The sequence below is a fragment of the Cupriavidus sp. HE11 genome, assembly GCF_056097175.1.
This window is the reverse complement of record NZ_CP184464.1, coordinates 2436680-2454018: the sequence shown is the minus strand read 5'-3', so window position 1 is coordinate 2454018 and position 17339 is coordinate 2436680. Positions and strand designations below refer to the sequence as shown.

Below are 17339 nucleotides of genomic sequence, written 5' to 3'. Positions count from 1 at the left end.
ACGGCGCGCGGCCTTTCAAGCGCCTTTCAGGGCGCATGTCACGCCCGCATCGCGCGCCGGCGGGTTTAGAATCGGCACATTCCCCTCACCGGCTTCACTCCATGTCCGCACCCGAATCCGCTCTTCTTGGCGCGTGCCGCGACCGCCGCGCCCGTGTGCTGCAACACCTGCGCGCCCAGGGCGGCGGCGTGGCCATCGTGCCGACCGCGCCGGAGGCCATGCGCAACCGCGACAGCGACTATCCGTACCGGCACGACAGCTATTTCTATTACCTGACCGGCTTCACCGAACCCGAGGCGGTGCTTGTGCTCGTGGCTGGCGCGGCCGGCGAAGGCGACAGGAGCATCCTGTTCTGCCGCCCCAAGCATGAGGAGCGCGAGATCTGGGACGGCTTCCGCTTCGGCCCGGAAGGCGCCCGCGCGACGTTCGGCTTCGACGAGGCCCATTCGGTCGAGGACATCGACAAGCTGCTGCCGCCGCTGCTGGCCAACCGCGCCCAACTGGCCTATCCGCTGGCCGCCACCACCGACATCGACGTGAACGTGCGCCGCTGGCTCGACGCCGTGCGCATGCAGGGCCGCGCCGGCGTATCGTCGCCGTCGGTGGCCGTGGACGTGCGTACGCTGCTCGACGAAATGCGCCTCTTCAAGGATGCCGGCGAACTGGCGACGATGCGCCGCGCGGCCGAGATTTCCGCCCAGGCCCATGTACGCGCCATGCGCACATCGCGTGCCGGGCTGCGCGAATTCCACCTCGAAGCCGAGCTGCTCTATGAATTCCGCCGGCATGGTGCGCAGAGCGTGGCCTACAACTCGATCGTGGCTGCCGGCCCCAATGCGTGCGTGCTGCATTACCGCGCCGGTCCGGCGGAACTGCGCGACGGCGACCTGTGCCTGATCGACGCAGGCTGCGAGCTGGACGGCTATGCGTCCGACATCACGCGCACCTTCCCGGTCTCGGGCCGCTTCACGCCGGCCCAGCGCGAGCTGTATGACCTGGTGCTCGCCGCGCAGGAAGCCGCCATCGCCGAAACGCGCGCCGGGGTGCCCTACAACGTGCCGCACGACGCGGCCGTGAAGGTACTGGCGCAGGGCATGCTCGACACGGGCCTGCTCGACCGCAACAAGGAAGGCACGCTCGATGACGTGCTGGCCAGCGGCAGCTATCGCCGCTTCTACATGCACCGCACGGGCCACTGGCTCGGCATGGACGTGCACGACGTGGGCGAGTATCGCGTGCCCGGTCCGCTGCCGGCCGGCCAGGAAGGCGAGCGCCCATGGCGCCCGCTGGAACCGGGCATGGTGCTGACCATCGAGCCGGGCATCTATGTGCGCCCGGCCGAAGACGTGCCCGAACGCTACTGGCATATCGGCATCCGCATCGAGGATGACGCCGTGGTGACCTCGGGTGAATGTGAACTGATCACGCGCGGCGTGCCTGTAAAGGCCGACGAGATCGAGGCACTTATGCGCGGCAACGGAGGATCGTCGCGATGAAGGCGTTGTTGAGCAAACTGTTTGGCGTGGGCGTACCGAAGCACCGGAGCACCGTCCACCCGGTAGACCCGAACCAGCCGTTCGTGGTGAACCTGTATGACGACCGCCTGGTCGTGCATCGCCCGGACGGCCAGCGCGAAGAGCTGGCGTGGGACGCACTGGAACGCGTGGTGGTGCGTGTTTCGGACCGCGGGCCCTGGGCCGGCACGCCATGGCTGATCCTGGCCGGCGACGCCAGCAGCCAGCAGGGCTGCGTGGTGCCGATGACCGCTGCCAACCACGATGCGCTGGTCGAACGCCTGCAGCAGCTGCCCGGCTTCAGCCAGCAGAAGCTGGATAACGCGATGCGCGACGCGGCTGCCGGCAAGGCGCGCACCGATGCGAACCTGTGGAAGCGCGGCGCGGTCGAGGCAACGCCCGTGCAGGAGGAAGCCAGCCATGACGCAAGCGGGCAGCCCTGACACTGCCGGTCTGGCATCCGTGACTGACGCCGAGCCGAGCGACATCGCCATCGTCGGCGGTGGCCCGGTGGGCCTGGCGCTGGCGTGCCAGCTGCTGCGCACCACGCGCTGGCGCATGACGCTGATCGACGCGGCCACGCCAGCCCGCGCTGCGCGCGACCCGCGCGCCATCGCCCTGTCGCACGGCAGCCGCCAGTTGCTGGAGCAGATCGGCGCCTGGCCGGTGCCGGCGCAACCGATCGAGCACATTCACGTCTCGCAGCGCGGCCGCTTCGGCCATGTGAAGCTGCATTGCGACGACTATGGCGTGCCCGCGCTAGGCCACGTGGTCAAGTACGGCGACTTGTGCCAGACACTGGAACGGGCGCTTGCCCGGGCCGCCGATGCGGCGCCGGGCCGTCTTGAACGCGTGTTCGAGACCCGCATCGACAATATCGAGCAGGACGCCGACCGTGGCGACCGGCCCGACACCGCCGTGGTGCGGCTGACCGGCACCACCCACGTCGATCACGATGGCCTGCCAGTGGCGTATGCAGCACTTATCGCAGTGCAGGCGGAGGGCGGCTTGTTCCACCAGCAGGTGCAGCGCCTGTCACGCGGCGCTGAAGTCACACGGCGACGCGACTACGGCCAGACGGCCATCATCGGCCATGTCACCTGCTCGCAGCCGCAGCCTGGCTGGGCCTGGGAACGCTTTACGGACGAAGGGCCGCTGGCGCTGCTGCCGCACGAGGATCATGGCGTGCCCGGCTACGCGCTGGTCTGGTGCTGCGCGCCGGAACAGGCGCAGCGGCGCCTGGCCTTGTCCGATGCCGAGTTCGCCGACGAACTGGGCCGGGCATTCGGTACGCGCCTGGGCCGCTTCACGCTGGTGGGCAAGCGTCACGCGTTTCCGCTGGGCCTGAATGCCGCGCCGGTCACCGTCAGCGGCCGCGTGGCGGCCGTGGGAAATGCGGCGCAAACGCTGCATCCCGTGGCTGGGCAGGGTCTGAACCTGGGATTGCGCGATGCCTTTGCGCTGGCCGATTCGCTGCGGACTGGCTGCACGCCGCAGGCATTGCAGACATTTGCCAGCCGCCATCGCCTGGACCGCGCCATGACGATCGGCATCACCGATCTGCTGCCGCGCGTGTTTGGCATCGGCGGGCCGCTGGCGGCTCATGCACGCGGCGCATCGCTGGCGGCTCTGGCGTGCGTGGCACCGCTCAAGCACGCACTGGCCCGGCAGATGATGTTCGGCGCACGTCAGTAGCGCCCGGGGGCGGTCAGACCGTCCCCAAGCACCGCCGCCAGCCGCGCCGGTCACGCCCCTGGCAGGGGCGCGACACCCTCCCGCCGCATGATATTTGCTCATTTATTGGGCAACCGCGCCGGTTTGGCGGTAAAATCCCGGCCTCGCCCATGACCCCGACCACGCCGACAGCTGTTCCGGCAGGGGCATGTTTTTGCCAGTTCCAGCCAGATTCCAGCGTCCCCACCGTGCAGATCGGTCCCCACCAACTCCGCAACAACCTCTTTGTCGCCCCGATGGCCGGGGTGACGGACCGGCCGTTCCGGCAGCTGTGCAAGCAGCTGGGCGCCGGTTACGCGGTGTCCGAGATGGTGGCGTCGAACGCGCAGCTGTGGAAAAGCGAGAAAACCATGCGCCGCGCCAATCACGCCGGCGAGGTCGAGCCGATTTCGGTGCAGATTGCCGGCGCGGAGCCGTCGATGATGGCCGAGGCGGCCCGCTACAACGTCGACCGTGGCGCGCAGATCATCGACATCAACATGGGCTGCCCGGCCAAGAAGGTCTGCAATGTGGCCGCCGGATCGGCGCTGCTGCAGAACGAACCGCTGGTGGTGCGCATCGTCGAGGCCGTGGTGGGCGCCGTGGGTGACCGCGTGCCGGTCACGCTGAAGATCCGCACGGGCTGGGACCGCGAACACAAGAATGCACTGCGCGTGGCGCGCATGGCCGAAGACGCCGGCATCAGCATGCTGACGATCCATGGCCGCACCCGCGCCGACCTGTACCACGGCGAGGCCGAGTACGAGACCATCGCCGCGGTCAAGGCCGCGCTGCGCATTCCGGTGGTGGCGAATGGCGACATCACGTCGCCGCAGAAGGCCAGGCTGGTGCTGGAAGCGACCGGCGCCGACGCCATCATGATCGGCCGTGCCGCCCAGGGGCGTCCGTGGCTGTTCCGCGAGATCGAACACTTCCTGAAGACTGGCGAATTGCTGCCGGCACCTGAAGTGGCCGAGATCCGCGCGATCATGAACCATCACCTGGCGGATCACTACGCGTTCTACGGCGAGTTCACCGGTGTGCGCACCGCGCGCAAGCATATTGCCTGGTACACGCGCGGGCTGAAGGGCGCGAACCTGTTCCGCCACCGCATGAACACGCTGGAAACCACGGGCGCGCAGCTGGAAGCGGTCAACGCGTTCTTCGACGAGCAGGCAGCCATTTCGGATCGCCTGGTCTATGTCGACGACACCGCCACCGCCACGGACGAAGAAGAAAACATCCACAACAAAAAGAAACGGGAACTGCTTGCCGCATGAGCCGCAACGCTATCGACCAATGTATCCGGGACAGCCTGGATACCTATTTTCGTGACCTGGACGGCGAAGAGCCGTCCAATATGTACAACATGGTGCTGGAGGCCGTTGAACGGCCGCTGCTGGAAGCCGTGATGTTGCGCGCGGAGCGCAACCAGTCGCTGGCGGCCGCGTATCTCGGCATCAACCGCAATACCCTTCGCAAGAAGCTGCAGCAACACGGATTACTTTGAAGCGTTCCCCCAAGCCATGATCAAGCAAGCCCTTCTCTCTGTTTCCGACAAGACCGGCATCGTCGATTTCGCCCGCGACCTGAACGCGCTCGGCGTCACGCTGCTGTCCACCGGCGGTACCGCCAAGCTGCTGGCCGATGCCGGCCTGCCCGTGACGGAAGTTGCCGACTACACCGGCTTCCCCGAAATGCTCGACGGCCGCGTGAAGACGCTGCACCCGAAGGTGCATGGCGGCATCCTGGCCCGTCGCGACCTGCCCGAGCACATGGCTGCCCTGGCCGAGCACAACATCCCGACGATCGACCTGCTGGTGGTGAACCTGTACCCGTTCCAGCAGACCGTTGCCAAGGATGACTGCACGCTGCCGGACGCCATCGAGAATATCGACATCGGCGGCCCGACCATGCTGCGCTCGGCGGCCAAGAACCACCGCGACGTGACCGTGATCGTGGACCCGGCCGACTACGCCGTGGTGCTCGACGAAATGCGTGCCAACGCCAACAGCGTGGGCTACGACACCAACTTCCGCCTGGCGACCAAGGTGTTTGCCCACACGGCCCAGTACGACGGCGCGATCACGAACTACCTGACCAGCCTTGGCGCCGACAAGTCGCACCAGGCGCGCAGCAGCTACCCGCAGACGCTGAACCTGGCCTTCGAGAAGGTGCAGGAAATGCGCTACGGCGAAAACCCGCACCAGTCGGCCGCGTTCTACCGCGACCTGAAGGCCGTGGACGGCGCGCTCGCCAACTACGTGCAGCTGCAGGGCAAGGAACTGTCGTACAACAACATCGCCGACGCCGATGCCGCGTGGGAATGCGTGAAGTCGTTCGACGCCGCCAACGGCGCCGCCTGCGTCATCATCAAGCACGCCAACCCGTGCGGCGTGGCGATTGGCGCCAACGCGCTGGAAGCCTACGACAAGGCCTTCAAGACCGATTCGACCTCGGCCTTCGGCGGCATCATCGCCTTCAACGTGGAACTGGACGAGGCTGCCGCCCAGGCCGTGGCAAAGCAGTTCGTGGAAGTGCTGATCGCCCCGTCGTTCAGCACCGCCGCGCGCAACGTGTTTGCCGCCAAGCAGAACGTGCGCCTGCTGGAAATCCCGCTGGGCAAGGGCGTGAACCAGTTTGACCTGAAGCGCGTGGGTGGCGGCCTGCTGGTGCAGGGCCCGGACGCCCGCAACGTGCAGCCGAGCGAACTGCGCGTGGTGACGCGCCGTCATCCGACCCCGAAGGAAATGGACGACCTGATGTTCGCCTGGCGCGTGGCGAAGTTCGTGAAGTCGAATGCCATCGTGTTCTGCGGCAACGGCATGACGCTGGGTGTCGGCGCCGGCCAGATGAGCCGCGTGGATTCGGCCCGCATCGCCAGCATCAAGGCGCAGAACGCCGGCCTGACGCTGGCCGGTTCGGCCGTGGCATCGGACGCGTTCTTCCCGTTCCGCGACGGCCTGGACGTAGTGGTGGACGCTGGCGCCACGGTGGTGATCCAGCCGGGCGGCTCGATGCGCGATGACGAAGTGATCGCCGCCGCCGACGAGCGCGGTATCGCCATGGTGCTGACCGGCACGCGCCACTTCCGTCACTAAGGCGGAGACCTTGTCGAGCGCTGCCGTGCCGGATAAAACCGACGGCTTTGCTCGATGTGGTGCCTGGCTAAGCCACCCCTCTCTCCCGCTCTCTCCCCCTGAGGGGAGAGAGCACCAAGACCTCGCCATCTGGCCGCATCTGGACGTGGCTGACGGCGTTAGCCGCCAAACAACCAACAGCCTTGCAGGGGTTCTCGTCCCCCCGTGTGAAGGTGAGAGGGCGCAAACTCACCACGGTGCGCATCCCCTCCCCCGCGGCGTAATCCACTACACTACGCCCATCTGTCTTCCCTCCCCCGCTTCATGCGCATTCTCGGCATCGATCCCGGTCTGCGGACCACCGGCTTCGGCGTGCTCGAAAAGCACGGCAACAAGCTCGCCTATGTGGCCTCCGGCACGATCCGCAGCAATGGCGACGAAAGCCTGCCCCTGCGCCTGAAGACACTCTATGACGGGATTGCCGAAGTCGCGCGCACCTATGCACCCGACTGCGCGGCCATCGAAAAGGTCTTCGTCAACGTCAATCCGCAATCGACACTGCTGCTGGGCCAGGCGCGCGGCGCCGCCATCTGCGGTCTGGTGGGCCAGGGGCTGCCGGTGTTCGAGTACACCGCGCTGCAGCTGAAGGTGGCCGTGGTCGGTTACGGGCGCGCCAACAAGGAACAGGTGCAGGAGATGGTGATGCGTCTGCTGGCGCTGTCCGGCCGTCCCAGCAGCGATGCCGCCGACGCGCTCGGCGTGGCGATCTGCCATGCCAACGGTGGCGATACCCTGGGCACGCTGGCGACGATGGCGCCGGAACTGGCGCGCAAGGGGCTGCGTGTGCGGCGCGGCCGGCTGATCGGCTAACCTTCGGCCTGGCGACAGGCCCGGCGCCTGCGTCGCTTAGAATCGGCGTTCGAGAGCCCGCCCAGGAACGCCCCAGATGCCGCAATCCCTCGTCTACCGTTTTTCATTGGCCGCCGCCACGGCCACGCTGGTCGCCGGCTGCGTAACGGCGCCGCGCGCACCGGTCTCCGCATCACCCCCTGCCCCGGCGCCGGCACCGGCCGCCCCGCCCCCCGCGCCCGCCCCCCCGGCACTGGTCATCGGCCATCGAGGCGCCAGCGCGCTGCGGCCCGAGCACACGCTGGCTTCGTACCAGAAGGCGATCGACGATGGCGCCGACATCATCGAGCCAGACCTCGTGTCCACCAGGGACGGCGTGCTGGTGGCCCGCCACGAGAACGACATCACCGGCACCACCAACGTGGCCGAAGTGCCCGAGTTTGCCGGCCGCCGCCGCATCAAGGTCATCGACGGCGAGCGCATCGACGGCTGGTTCACCGAGGACTTCACGCTGGCCGAACTCAAGACGCTGCGCGCCCGCGAGCGCATTCCGAAGCTGCGGCCCTACAACGCCAAGCTCAATGACCAGTTCGAAATTCCCACCTTCGACGAAATCCTGAAGCTGGCGGCGCAAGCGTCAGGCCGCCGCGGCAGCCCGGTGGGCATCTATCCCGAACTGAAGCACCCGAGCTATTTCCGTGGCATCGGCCTGCCGCTCGAAGAAAAGCTCGCCGCCGCACTGCAGGGCAATGACTTCGCAAGGACCGCACCGGTGTACGTGCAGTCGTTCGAAGTGGGCCCGCTGCGCACCATGAAGCGGTTGCTGGGCACCGCCATGCCGAACGTGAAGATCGTGCAACTGATCGGCAACACCAGGCAGCGCCCTGCCGACTGGCGCCTGGCGGGCGACAACCGCACCTATGCGTCGATGCTGACGCCGCTGGGCCTGCGCGAGGTAGCCACCTATGCCAACGGCATCGGGCCCGAGAAAAGCCTGGTGATTCCGCGCGACGCCCAGGGCGGCCTGGCGACACCCACGCCGCTGGTCGCCAACGCGCATGCCGCCGGCCTGGTGGTGCACCCGTATACGTTCCGCCCCGAGAACAGCTTCCTGCCGAAGCCGCTGCGCGCACCCGGCGACGATGCCACGCGCAACCCGGACGGCATGGTGCGCGAAGTCCAGGCCTTCCTCGCAGCCGGCATCGATGGCTTCTTCACGGACGATCCGGCACTGGGCCGTCGCGCCGTGGCCACGCCGGCCGGCCAGTAACCCCACGGGCCGCGCTACACTTGCGGCCACTTCTTCTTACGCTTTCACCATGATCGGACGCATCGCCGGCACCCTGCTTGAAAAGAATCCCCCGCATCTGCTGGTCGACTGCCACGGCGTCGGCTACGAGATCGATGTGCCGATGAGCACGTTCTACAACCTGCCGGCCGTGGGCCAGCCCGTGACGCTGCTCACGCAGCAGATCATCCGCGAGGACGCGCACCTGCTGTTCGGCTTTGGTACCGCCACCGAGCGCAACACCTTCCGCGAACTGATCAAGATCACCGGCATCGGGGCGCGCATGGCGCTGGCCGTGCTGTCCGGCCTGTCCGTGCCCGAACTTGCGCAGGCCGTGACGATGCAGGAAGCCGGCCGGCTGACCAAGATCCCCGGCATCGGCAAGAAGACCGCCGAACGGCTGCTGCTGGAACTCAAGGGCAAGCTTGGCGCCGACCTGGGCCACGTGCCCGGCGCCGCACAGGTGCCCGACAGCGCCGTCGACGTACTCAACGCGCTGCTGGCGCTGGGCTATTCCGAGAAGGAGGCCGCGCAGGCCATCAAGCAGGTGCCGGCCGGAACGGGCGTGTCCGAGGGCATCAAGCTTGCGCTCAAGGCGCTGTCGAAGGGATAACGCAGCCTGCGCCGGAATGCGCCGGAACGCGTCCGATTGCGCCGGTCCACGCGCACCGGCAGCGTAGAATGGCGTCATACTGCTTTCCATTGCCATGATCGAAACCGACAAGCTGACCGGTGACCGCCCGCCGGAGCGCGTGATCTCCGCCACCCCGGCATCCACCCAGGAAGAAGCCTTCGAGCGTGCGCTGCGCCCCAAGCTGCTCGACGAATACGTCGGCCAGGAAAAGGTGCGGGGCCAGCTGGACATCTTCATGCACGCGGCCCGCAAGCGCCGCGAGGCGCTGGACCACGTGCTGCTGTTCGGCCCGCCGGGCCTGGGCAAGACCACGCTGGCACACATCATCGCGCGCGAGATGGGCGTGAACCTGCGCCAGACGTCGGGGCCCGTGCTGGAGCGCCCGGGCGACCTGGCCGCGCTGCTGACCAACCTCGAAGCTCACGACGTCCTGTTCATCGACGAAATCCACCGCCTGTCGCCCGTGGTGGAAGAAATCCTGTACCCGGCGCTGGAGGACTACCAGATCGACATCATGATCGGCGAGGGTCCGGCCGCGCGCTCGGTCAAGCTCGACCTGCAGCCGTTCACGCTGGTGGGCGCCACCACGCGCGCCGGCATGCTGACCAACCCGCTGCGCGACCGCTTCGGCATCGTGGCGCGGCTGGAGTTCTATTCGGCCGAAGAGCTGGCGCGCATCGTGACGCGGTCGGCGCAACTGCTCAACGCGGTAATCGATCCGGCCGGCGCGCTCGAGATTGCACGCCGCGCGCGCGGCACGCCCCGTATCGCCAACAGGCTGCTGCGCCGCGTGCGCGACTTCGCCGAGGTCAAGAGCGATGGCACGATCACGCGCGAACTGGCCGACGCGGCGCTGGCAATGCTCGACGTGGACAGCGTCGGCTTCGACCTGATGGACCGCAAGCTGCTGGAGGCCGTGCTGCACAAGTTCGACGGCGGCCCGGTGGGCGTGGACAATCTGGCCGCCGCCATCGGCGAGGCCCGCGACACGATCGAGGACGTGCTGGAGCCTTACATGATCCAGCAGGGTTATCTGCAGCGCACACCACGCGGCCGGGTGGCCACCGCCGCCGCCTATCGCCATTTCGGGCTGGCCTCGCCGCAAAGCGAGCGCCGGGGCGAAGGCTTCGACGCACCCTGAGGGGCGCCGCAGACGGGGTTGCACCGGCAGGTGCAACGGCCGTCCGCACAGGCCATCCGCACGGCCTCTGACCCCGGCCCAGCGCCTTTGCGCGGGCGGCCGGGCGTCAATTAAACGTTTTCGCGACCCCTGCAAATTTTTTCGAAGTGGATTGCTGGCCTATGCCCAGTTGTCCACAATGGCTGCATCCTTTTTACAAAATGCGCACCTGCGCCAACAAGGACAGTCATGAAAATCAGAGCCCAGCACTCCCTTTCCATTGCCGCCTGCCTCATGTTCGCCTGGGCCGGTGCCGCGCATGCGCAGAAACCGTCGACACCCGCGCCGATCGGCGTGGCCGAGGAAGCGGTGGTCAGCGGCCGCGTCGTCAATGTCGATCCGGAGTCAAAGGCCGTACTGGTCAAGGGCCCGGGCGGCAATCTGGTCGAGATCATCGCGGGCGACGAAGCCAAGAACATCGGCAACGTCAAAAAGGGCGACATCGTCACACTGACGCGCGGTGCGGCCGTGGTGGCCGGCCTGGAGCCGATCGGCAGCAAGGACACCGCGCTGATGGAGCAGGTCGAGCGCGTTTCGCACGCGCCCGAGGGCGGCAAGCCCGGCGTGATGCGTGAAATCACCACCACCATTACCGCACAGGTCACCAATGTGGATGTTGCCAAGCGCACAGTCACGTTCCGGGGCCCACGTGAGACTTTGCGCACCGTGAAGGTCCAGGATCCGAATATCGATCTTGCCAATATCAAGAAGGGCCAGATGGCCAAGTTCGTGATCAAGGAAGTGGTGGCGATCACGGTCAAGGCACCAACCGCTGGCTGACCGGTTCGGCAACCCCTGCCGCATCGCCTCTGACGCAGTACCTTTCCCCTTCAGGAGAACAACAAATGGATCGACGTCAGTTTGTCACCCGGGTTGCCGGGTCGGGCCTGCTTGTCGCCACGGCCGCCTTTGCTGCCGGTTGCACGACGACGGGCAGCAGCGCGGGCACCGATGCCGCGGCCAAACGGCAGGAAATCGACGCCGGCGCCGATGGCGCGCTCAACCGGCTCTTTTCGTCGGTAAAGGGCTCGCAGGAACTTGCCAACCGGTCGCAGGGCATTCTGGTGTTCCCGCGCGTGCTGGCCGGCGGGCTGGTCGTGGGCGGCGAGTATGGCGACGGCGCGTTGCGCAGCAAGGGCACCACGCAGGGCTACTACCGCACCATCGCGGGCACCTTCGGCCTGACCGCCGGCGGACAGTCACGCTCGATCATCATCATGTTCATGACGCCCGAGGCCTACAGCAAGTTCGTGCAGTCGAAGGGCTGGACGGTGGGCGCCGATGCCAGCGTGGCGCTGGCCAAGGTGGGCGCCAACGGCACCATCGACACCATTACCGGCCAGCAGCCGGTCATTGCCTTCGTGCAGACCAATGCCGGCCTGATGGTCGACGTGTCACTGAACGGCGCCAAGATCAGCAAGCTCGAGATCTAGCCCTTGCGTTGGCGCCGCCCGGCCTGCCGGGGCGGCACCGCGGCAAGACGGAAACGCCCGGCTCCGGCCGGGCTTTTTCATGAGCGCGCCACGCGCATGGCCTGCCACTGGCATAATCGCGCGAATCACGCCCGTCGCCCGCGCCCCCGGATGCCACCCATGCACGAACCGCTTGCCGCCACCGCCGCCTCCGGCCACACCGGGCGCGTCTATCGCTACTACGATCTCGTGATGGTGGCCTTCGTCACGGTGCTGCTGTGCTCGAACCTGATCGGAGCCGCCAAGGCGGCGCAGATGACGCTGCCCGTGATCGGGCCGGTCACGTTCGGCGCGGGCGTGCTGTTCTTCCCGGTCTCGTACATTTTTGGCGACGTGCTCACCGAGGTCTACGGCTACGGCCGTGACCGCCGCGTGGTGTGGGCCGGCTTTGCCGCCCTGGCGTTTGCCACGTTCATGGCCTTCGTGGTGCTGCGCATGCCCGTGGCGCCGTTCATGATCGACTACCAGAAGAGCCTGGAAGATGTGTTCGGCAATACCTGGCGCATTGCGCTGGGGTCCCTGATCGCGTTCTGCTGTGGCAGTTTCGCCAATAGCTACACCCTCGCCAAGATGAAGCTGTGGACTGGCGGCCGCTGGCTCTGGACGCGTACGATCGGCTCGACCCTGGCAGGCGAGCTTGTCGATTCATCGCTGTTCTACGTGATTGCGTTCTACGGCATCTGGCCGCTGGAAAAAGTCATCCAGGTGGCCATCGCGCAGTACATCCTCAAGACCGGCTGGGAGGTCGTGATGACCCCCGTGACCTACAAGGTGGTGGGATTCCTGAAGCGGGCGGAAAACGAGGACTGGTACGACCGGAACACCAACTTCACGCCGTTCCGGCTGCGCGTGTAAGCGCCCGGGGCCTGGCCGCGCGTTACGGCACGCGGCGGTCCACCTCGTCGAGCGTCAGCGCTTCCAGGTGGCTGACATCGGCCCATTGCAGCAGGGTCAGGTTGGCGCTGTCGCAACGCAGCCGGTTGACGCTGGCGTTGAGCAGTTCATGCGAGCGCGGCGCCTCCAGCGTCATGCCCGTGGCCTCGCGATAGAGGCAGTCCAGCACGCCGCCGTGGGCCACCAGCGCGATCCGTTCGCCGGGGTGACGGCGCGACAGCGACAGTGCCACCTCCACCGCCCGCTCGTGGAATTCGCGCAGCGATTCCCCCGCAGGCGGCGCGTAGTCGGGCACGCGCGCCTGCCAGCGCGCAAAGTCGTCCGGCCGCTTTTCCGCCACTTCCGCATAGGTCATGCCTTCCAGCTCGCCATAGCAACGTTCGCGCAGCCGCGGCTCGGCACGCACCGTCAAACCCAGCGCCTGCGACAGCGGCGTGGCCGTCTCGAAGGCACGACCCAGGTCGCTGGAGTACACCGCATCGATCGGCTCGCCGGTCAGGGCTTCGGCCAGCGCGCGCGCCTGGGCCCTGCCCGTGTCATTGAGCGGAATGTCGATCTGGCCCTGGAGCCGCCGTTCGCGGTTCCAGGCCGTCTCGCCATGGCGGATCACGATCAGGTGGGTGAAGGCCAGCGACTGCGGGCCGTTACTTTGCAACATGCCGGTTCCTTGGGGGGCGACGGATTTTGGCGAAGCCTGGCGTGGCGCTCGCCGGCTTACTTCACGAGCTTCGGGTTCAGCGTATAGGTGCCGGTATAGCTGGCCTGTGCCAGCACATGGCCCTCGATGGCGCGGCGCACATCGGCACCGGTGAACTTGCCCTCGACCGGCACGCGGTCGACGTCGAGCGCGTAGACGGTGAACACGTAGCGGTGCACGATGGCGTCGTTCCACGGCGGGCATGGGCCGTCGTAGCCGAAGTAGTCGCCCTTCATGTCCGGGTCGTTGGCAAACCAGCCCGTGTAGTCGTTCAGGCCATGGCGCAGGCCGCCGGCCGTGGCGGTACCCACCAGCGCCTCGGGGCCCGGCTTGCCGCGTGCGATCACGCCATCGCTATGCGTGCCGGCCGAGATCGTATTCAGGCCCGGCGGGATATCCACCAGAACCCAGTGGAAGAAATCCACGCGCGGCAGCGACGCCGGTACCTCGCGGCCTTCCTGGTTCACGTCGTCGCCCTTGCTGGGCACGTCGGGATCATGGACGATCAGCGCAAACGACCGGGTGCCAGCCGGGAAGTCTTCCCAGTGCAGGTCGGGGTTGCGGTTCGACGATAGCGCCACGTGGCTGGCGGCATCGGGCACGCAGAAGGCAAACTCGCCGGGAATCGGCGCGTTGTCGGCAAAAGCCTTGCTCCAGAGTTTCATGAAGATCTCCTTCGATATGTCAGGCAGTTCCGGCCGGCGGCACGCGCAGCCAGAACGTCACGGGACCATCGTTGGTCAGGCTGACCTGCATCATGGCGCCGAACTCGCCGGTCTGGACCGCCGGATGCGCGGCGCGCGCGCGGGTCACGAAATGATCATAGAGGCGGCGACCGTCCTCGGGCGCCGCCGCTGGGGTGAAGCTGGGGCGCGTGCCACTGTTGGTATCGGCAGCCAGGGTGAACTGGGACACCACCAGCAGGCCGCCCGCCGTGCCCTGGCCGTCGATGTTCTGCACGGGCAGGTTCATCTTGCCCTCGGCATCGGAAAACACCCGGTACGACAACAGCTTGGCCAGCAAGCGCTCGGCTTGTGCCTCGGTGTCGCCGCGCTCGGCGCAGACCAGCGCCAGCAGGCCCGCGCCGATCTCGCCGGTAGTGCGGCCGTCCACGGTCACGCGCGCCTGCGATACACGCTGGATCAGGGCGATCATCGCCGCTTCAGATCAGCGTCACGCGCGCAAAGCGGCGCTTGCCCACCTGCACGACGTAAGTGCCGGCTGCCACCTTGACCGCCTTGTCGCCGACGGTCTCGCCATCGATCTTCACGCCACCCTGCTCGATATTGCGGTTGGCCTCCGACGTCGACGGCACCAGGTTGGCCTGCTTGAGCAGCTGGCCGATGCCCAGCGGCGCGCCTTCCAGCGTCACGGCGGGGATGTCGTCGGGAATGCCGCCCTTGGCGCGGTGGTTGAAAGCTTCGAGCGCGGCCTCGGCGGCCGCCTGGCTGTGGAAGCGCGCGACAATTTCCTGCGCCAGCACCACCTTGCAGTCGCGCGGATTACGGCCCGCGGCGATTTCTTCCTTCATCAGATCGATCTCGCTCATCGGGCGGAACGACAGCAGCGTGAAGTACTGCCACATCAGGTCGTCCGAGATGCTCATCAGCTTGCCGAACATATCGTTCGGGGCCTCGGTCACGCCGATGTAGTTGTTCTTGGACTTCGACATCTTCTCGACGCCGTCCAGCCCCACCAGCAGCGGCATGGTCAGGATGCACTGCGACTCCTGGCCATACTCCTTCTGCAGTTCGCGTCCCACCAGCAGGTTGAACTTCTGGTCGGTGCCGCCCAGCTCGAGATCGGACTTCAGCGCCACCGAATCGTAGCCCTGCATGAGTGGATAAAGGAACTCATGGACCGAAATCGGAATCCCAGACCGGAACCGTTTGGTGAAGTCGTCGCGCTCCATCATGCGGGCCACCGTGTATTTGGCTGCCAGCTGGATCATGCCGCGCGCGCCGAGCGGATCGCACCACTCGCTGTTGTAGCGGATTTCGGTCTTCGCCGGATCGAGCACCAGGCTCGCCTGCTTGTAGTAGGTCTGGGCGTTGGCCTCGATCTGCTCGCGGGTGAGCGGCGGGCGGGTCGAGTTGCGGCCGGACGGATCGCCGATCGTCGACGTGAAATCGCCGATCAGGAAGATCACCTGGTGGCCCAGGTCCTGGAGCTGACGCAGCTTGTTCAGCACCACGGTGTGCCCGAGATGGATGTCGGGCGCCGTGGGATCCAGGCCCAGCTTGATGCGCAGCGGCACACCGGTCGCTTCGCTGCGCGCGAGCTTCTGGAGCCACTCGGATTCAACCAGCAGCTCGTCGCAGCCGCGCTTGGTGATCTCCAGGGCGCGCATCACCGACGGCGTAAGTGGATAATTGGGCGCAGCGGCCGAGGACACTTCACTCATGACGTAAGTCTTTGAAATCTATAAGGAAACTGCGACGGACGACCGGAGCCGTTCTGGTATAATCCGCGCTTCGTGCCTGACGGGTCTTCCGTCGGCAAACCGCCACTCCAGGCGGCAATCAGACAATGCCCGCACCGCACCTCGGGGGAGGAAGGCAGACGAGAGATATCGTCGCGGCGGCGGCCTTGGCAATACCGAAAGCTTGAATTCTACGTGATGTGGTCTAGTCTCCGCGAAGTTTTCGCGCGCGAGCTGGTGGTCCTTGTTGACCCTACGAATCCCCAGCATACGCGCCGCCGCAAGCAGTTGACCGTTGCCGTCGGCACGGTCTTTACGCTTGGCATGGCGGCTGCGATGGGCGTTGCCCCCCGCAACGCCTACGATGATCCGCTCGCCCCGCGCGTGCTGCAGCCGCTGCGCATGCCCGACGTGCGCGAACAGCTCGAACAGTTGACCGAGGTCGACGGGAACAGCGTCTACGTGCGCCAGGAACGCATGCAGCGCGGCGACACTATCGCCACGCTGCTGCGCCGTCTTGGCGTGGAAGATCCCGACGCGCAGTCCTTCATCCTGAAGAATCCCACCGCCCGCGGCCTGTTCAACCTGAACCCCGGGCAGACCGTGCAGGCCGAGATCGACGACAGCAACCTGCTGGTGTCGCTGCAGGCCAACCTTGGCGGCGACGCCGGCGCGTCGCGCGAACTGGTGGTCGAGCGCGTGGCGCCGGCCAAGGAAGGTGGCGACTATTCGTACAAGGCCCGCATCGCCACGGTAGACAACGACCTGCACTACGAAATGGCGTCGGGCGCCATCGACGCCAACGGCTTCTTCAAGTCGATGGACGCCGCCAACGTGCCCGACGAAGTGGTCAGCCAGATGATCTCGATCTTCTCGGGCGTGATCGATTTCCATCACGACATTGCACGCGGCGACCGCTTCCGCATCGTCTACGAAGCCGGCTTCCGCGACGGCGCATTCGTGCGCAACGGCCGCGTGGTGGCGATCGAGCTGATCAACCGCAACACGCTGTACCAGGCGCTCTGGTACTCGCCGGACGATGGTGAGCCGGGTGCCTACTACACGTTCGACGGCCGCAGCATGAAGCGCCCGTTCCTGCGTTCGCCGGTGGAATTCTCGCGCGTGTCGTCGGGTTTCGGCGGCCGCGATCATCCGCTGCACCACAAGTGGGCGCAGCACAAGGGCGTGGACTTCGCCGCGCCGCAGGGCACCAAGGTGCTGGCGTCGGGCGAAGGCACGGTCGACTTCGTCGGCCAGCAGAACGGCTATGGCAACATCATCGTGCTGCAGCACGCGGGCGGGTATTCGACGTACTACGCCCACCTGTCCGGCTTTGCGGGCATCCGCGAGGGGCAGCATGTGAGCCAGGGCCAGGTGATCGGCTATGTGGGCTCCACGGGCTGGGCCACCGGGCCGCACCTGCACTACGAATTCCGTTATAACGACGTGCCGCAGAACCCGCTGACCACGACGCTGATGGAAGCGCCGACGCTTACCGGCAAATCGCGCGCGGAATTCCTGACCTACACGAGCGCCATGCTGAGCCGCATCAACTTGCTGCGCACCTACAACGTTCTGACCGCCAGCAACTGATCC

The 17339-nt window shown here is 66.7% G+C and carries 18 protein-coding genes; 14 read left to right on the top strand and 4 right to left on the bottom strand.

Annotated elements, in window-relative coordinates:
• The first annotated feature begins 101 nt into the window (after positions 1–101).
• From ACOABP_RS11405 to ACOABP_RS11345, 13 genes are all read left to right on the top strand, one after another.
• Complete coding sequence (locus ACOABP_RS11405) at positions 102–1496, top strand: aminopeptidase P N-terminal domain-containing protein (RefSeq protein ID WP_474225082.1); 1395 nt, start codon at positions 102–104, stop codon at positions 1494–1496.
• On the top strand, positions 1493–1957 hold the full coding sequence (locus ACOABP_RS11400) for a hypothetical protein (RefSeq protein ID WP_474225081.1): 465 nt from the start codon (positions 1493–1495) through the stop codon (positions 1955–1957). The genes ACOABP_RS11405 and ACOABP_RS11400 overlap by 4 nt, the downstream gene beginning before the upstream one ends.
• A complete protein-coding gene (locus tag ACOABP_RS11395) occupies positions 1935–3209 on the top strand; it encodes a UbiH/UbiF/VisC/COQ6 family ubiquinone biosynthesis hydroxylase (protein ID WP_474225080.1) in 1275 nt (424 codons plus the stop codon). Before ACOABP_RS11400 ends, ACOABP_RS11395 begins: the two co-directional genes overlap by 23 nt.
• 227 nt (positions 3210–3436) lie before the next feature.
• On the top strand, positions 3437–4507 hold the full coding sequence (dusB, locus tag ACOABP_RS11390) for a tRNA dihydrouridine synthase DusB (protein WP_474225079.1): 1071 nt from the start codon (positions 3437–3439) through the stop codon (positions 4505–4507).
• On the top strand, positions 4504–4737 hold the full coding sequence (locus tag ACOABP_RS11385; protein ID WP_066739474.1) for a Fis family transcriptional regulator: 234 nt from the start codon (positions 4504–4506) through the stop codon (positions 4735–4737). Before dusB ends, ACOABP_RS11385 begins: the two co-directional genes overlap by 4 nt.
• A 16-nt stretch (positions 4738–4753) precedes the next feature.
• A complete protein-coding gene (purH, locus tag ACOABP_RS11380; RefSeq protein WP_474225078.1) occupies positions 4754–6328 on the top strand; it encodes a bifunctional phosphoribosylaminoimidazolecarboxamide formyltransferase/IMP cyclohydrolase in 1575 nt (524 codons plus the stop codon).
• Positions 6329–6631: 303 nt separating this feature from the next.
• Positions 6632–7177, top strand: coding sequence for a crossover junction endodeoxyribonuclease RuvC (gene ruvC, locus ACOABP_RS11375; protein WP_101680100.1), 546 nt, complete (start codon positions 6632–6634; stop codon positions 7175–7177).
• Positions 7178–7253: 76 nt separating this feature from the next.
• Entirely contained in the window at positions 7254–8426 is a 1173-nt protein-coding gene (locus ACOABP_RS11370; protein WP_474225077.1) for a glycerophosphodiester phosphodiesterase, read from the top strand.
• Between the two features lie 49 nt (positions 8427–8475).
• A complete protein-coding gene (gene ruvA / locus ACOABP_RS11365) occupies positions 8476–9057 on the top strand; it encodes a Holliday junction branch migration protein RuvA (RefSeq protein ID WP_474225075.1) in 582 nt (193 codons plus the stop codon).
• A gap of 94 nt (positions 9058–9151) precedes the next feature.
• Positions 9152–10219, top strand: a complete 1068-nt coding sequence (gene ruvB / locus ACOABP_RS11360; protein WP_066739479.1) for a Holliday junction branch migration DNA helicase RuvB — start codon at positions 9152–9154, stop codon at positions 10217–10219.
• A gap of 228 nt (positions 10220–10447) precedes the next feature.
• Complete coding sequence (locus ACOABP_RS11355; protein ID WP_474225074.1) at positions 10448–11038, top strand: hypothetical protein; 591 nt, start codon at positions 10448–10450, stop codon at positions 11036–11038.
• Positions 11039–11103: 65 nt separating this feature from the next.
• Positions 11104–11691 carry a BPSL1445 family SYLF domain-containing lipoprotein gene (locus ACOABP_RS11350; RefSeq protein ID WP_474225072.1) on the top strand — a complete coding sequence of 196 codons (588 nt, stop codon included), beginning with the start codon at positions 11104–11106 and terminating at the stop codon, positions 11689–11691.
• A gap of 159 nt (positions 11692–11850) precedes the next feature.
• Positions 11851–12585 (top strand): queuosine precursor transporter, encoded by a 735-nt coding sequence (locus tag ACOABP_RS11345; protein ID WP_066739482.1) that lies wholly within the window; start codon positions 11851–11853, stop codon positions 12583–12585.
• Positions 12586–12607: 22 nt separating this feature from the next.
• Here the strand turns inward: ACOABP_RS11345 and ACOABP_RS11340 are convergent, their stop codons facing one another.
• From ACOABP_RS11340 to tyrS, 4 genes are read right to left on the bottom strand one after another with little or no spacing between them, the layout of a single operon-like run.
• The gene (locus tag ACOABP_RS11340) at positions 12608–13282 is read right to left on the bottom strand and encodes a histidine phosphatase family protein (protein ID WP_474225071.1); all 675 of its coding nucleotides are present in this window, start codon (positions 13280–13282) and stop codon (positions 12608–12610) included.
• 56 nt (positions 13283–13338) lie between these two features.
• A complete protein-coding gene (locus ACOABP_RS11335) occupies positions 13339–13986 on the bottom strand; it encodes a YbhB/YbcL family Raf kinase inhibitor-like protein (RefSeq protein WP_474225069.1) in 648 nt (215 codons plus the stop codon).
• A 19-nt stretch (positions 13987–14005) separates the two neighbouring features.
• Positions 14006–14476: a D-aminoacyl-tRNA deacylase gene (dtd, locus tag ACOABP_RS11330; RefSeq protein ID WP_474225068.1), complete on the bottom strand. Its 471-nt coding sequence runs from the start codon at positions 14474–14476 to the stop codon at positions 14006–14008.
• Between the two features lie 7 nt (positions 14477–14483).
• Positions 14484–15725, bottom strand: a complete 1242-nt coding sequence (gene tyrS / locus ACOABP_RS11325) for a tyrosine--tRNA ligase (RefSeq protein WP_474225067.1) — start codon at positions 15723–15725, stop codon at positions 14484–14486.
• A gap of 216 nt (positions 15726–15941) precedes the next feature.
• Between tyrS and ACOABP_RS11320 the strand changes: the two genes are divergently transcribed.
• Positions 15942–17336 carry a peptidoglycan DD-metalloendopeptidase family protein gene (locus ACOABP_RS11320; RefSeq protein ID WP_474225066.1) on the top strand — a complete coding sequence of 465 codons (1395 nt, stop codon included), beginning with the start codon at positions 15942–15944 and terminating at the stop codon, positions 17334–17336.
• Positions 17337–17339: the final 3 nt, after the last annotated feature.

Coding starts and splice junctions, on each gene's coding strand:
- ACOABP_RS11405 (WP_474225082.1), top strand. CDS start 102: ATGTCCGCACCCGAATCCGCTCTTCTTGGCGCGTGCCGCGACCGCCGC.
- ACOABP_RS11400 (WP_474225081.1), top strand. CDS start 1,493: ATGAAGGCGTTGTTGAGCAAACTGTTTGGCGTGGGCGTACCGAAGCAC.
- ACOABP_RS11395 (WP_474225080.1), top strand. CDS start 1,935: ATGACGCAAGCGGGCAGCCCTGACACTGCCGGTCTGGCATCCGTGACT.
- ACOABP_RS11385 (WP_066739474.1), top strand. CDS start 4,504: ATGAGCCGCAACGCTATCGACCAATGTATCCGGGACAGCCTGGATACC.
- purH (WP_474225078.1), top strand. CDS start 4,754: ATGATCAAGCAAGCCCTTCTCTCTGTTTCCGACAAGACCGGCATCGTC.
- ruvC (WP_101680100.1), top strand. CDS start 6,632: ATGCGCATTCTCGGCATCGATCCCGGTCTGCGGACCACCGGCTTCGGC.
- ACOABP_RS11370 (WP_474225077.1), top strand. CDS start 7,254: ATGCCGCAATCCCTCGTCTACCGTTTTTCATTGGCCGCCGCCACGGCC.
- ruvA (WP_474225075.1), top strand. CDS start 8,476: ATGATCGGACGCATCGCCGGCACCCTGCTTGAAAAGAATCCCCCGCAT.
- ruvB (WP_066739479.1), top strand. CDS start 9,152: ATGATCGAAACCGACAAGCTGACCGGTGACCGCCCGCCGGAGCGCGTG.
- ACOABP_RS11355 (WP_474225074.1), top strand. CDS start 10,448: ATGAAAATCAGAGCCCAGCACTCCCTTTCCATTGCCGCCTGCCTCATG.
- ACOABP_RS11350 (WP_474225072.1), top strand. CDS start 11,104: ATGGATCGACGTCAGTTTGTCACCCGGGTTGCCGGGTCGGGCCTGCTT.
- ACOABP_RS11345 (WP_066739482.1), top strand. CDS start 11,851: ATGCACGAACCGCTTGCCGCCACCGCCGCCTCCGGCCACACCGGGCGC.
- ACOABP_RS11340 (WP_474225071.1), bottom strand. CDS start 13,282: ATGTTGCAAAGTAACGGCCCGCAGTCGCTGGCCTTCACCCACCTGATC.
- ACOABP_RS11335 (WP_474225069.1), bottom strand. CDS start 13,986: ATGAAACTCTGGAGCAAGGCTTTTGCCGACAACGCGCCGATTCCCGGC.
- dtd (WP_474225068.1), bottom strand. CDS start 14,476: ATGATCGCCCTGATCCAGCGTGTATCGCAGGCGCGCGTGACCGTGGAC.
- tyrS (WP_474225067.1), bottom strand. CDS start 15,725: ATGAGTGAAGTGTCCTCGGCCGCTGCGCCCAATTATCCACTTACGCCG.
- ACOABP_RS11320 (WP_474225066.1), top strand. CDS start 15,942: ATGTGGTCTAGTCTCCGCGAAGTTTTCGCGCGCGAGCTGGTGGTCCTT.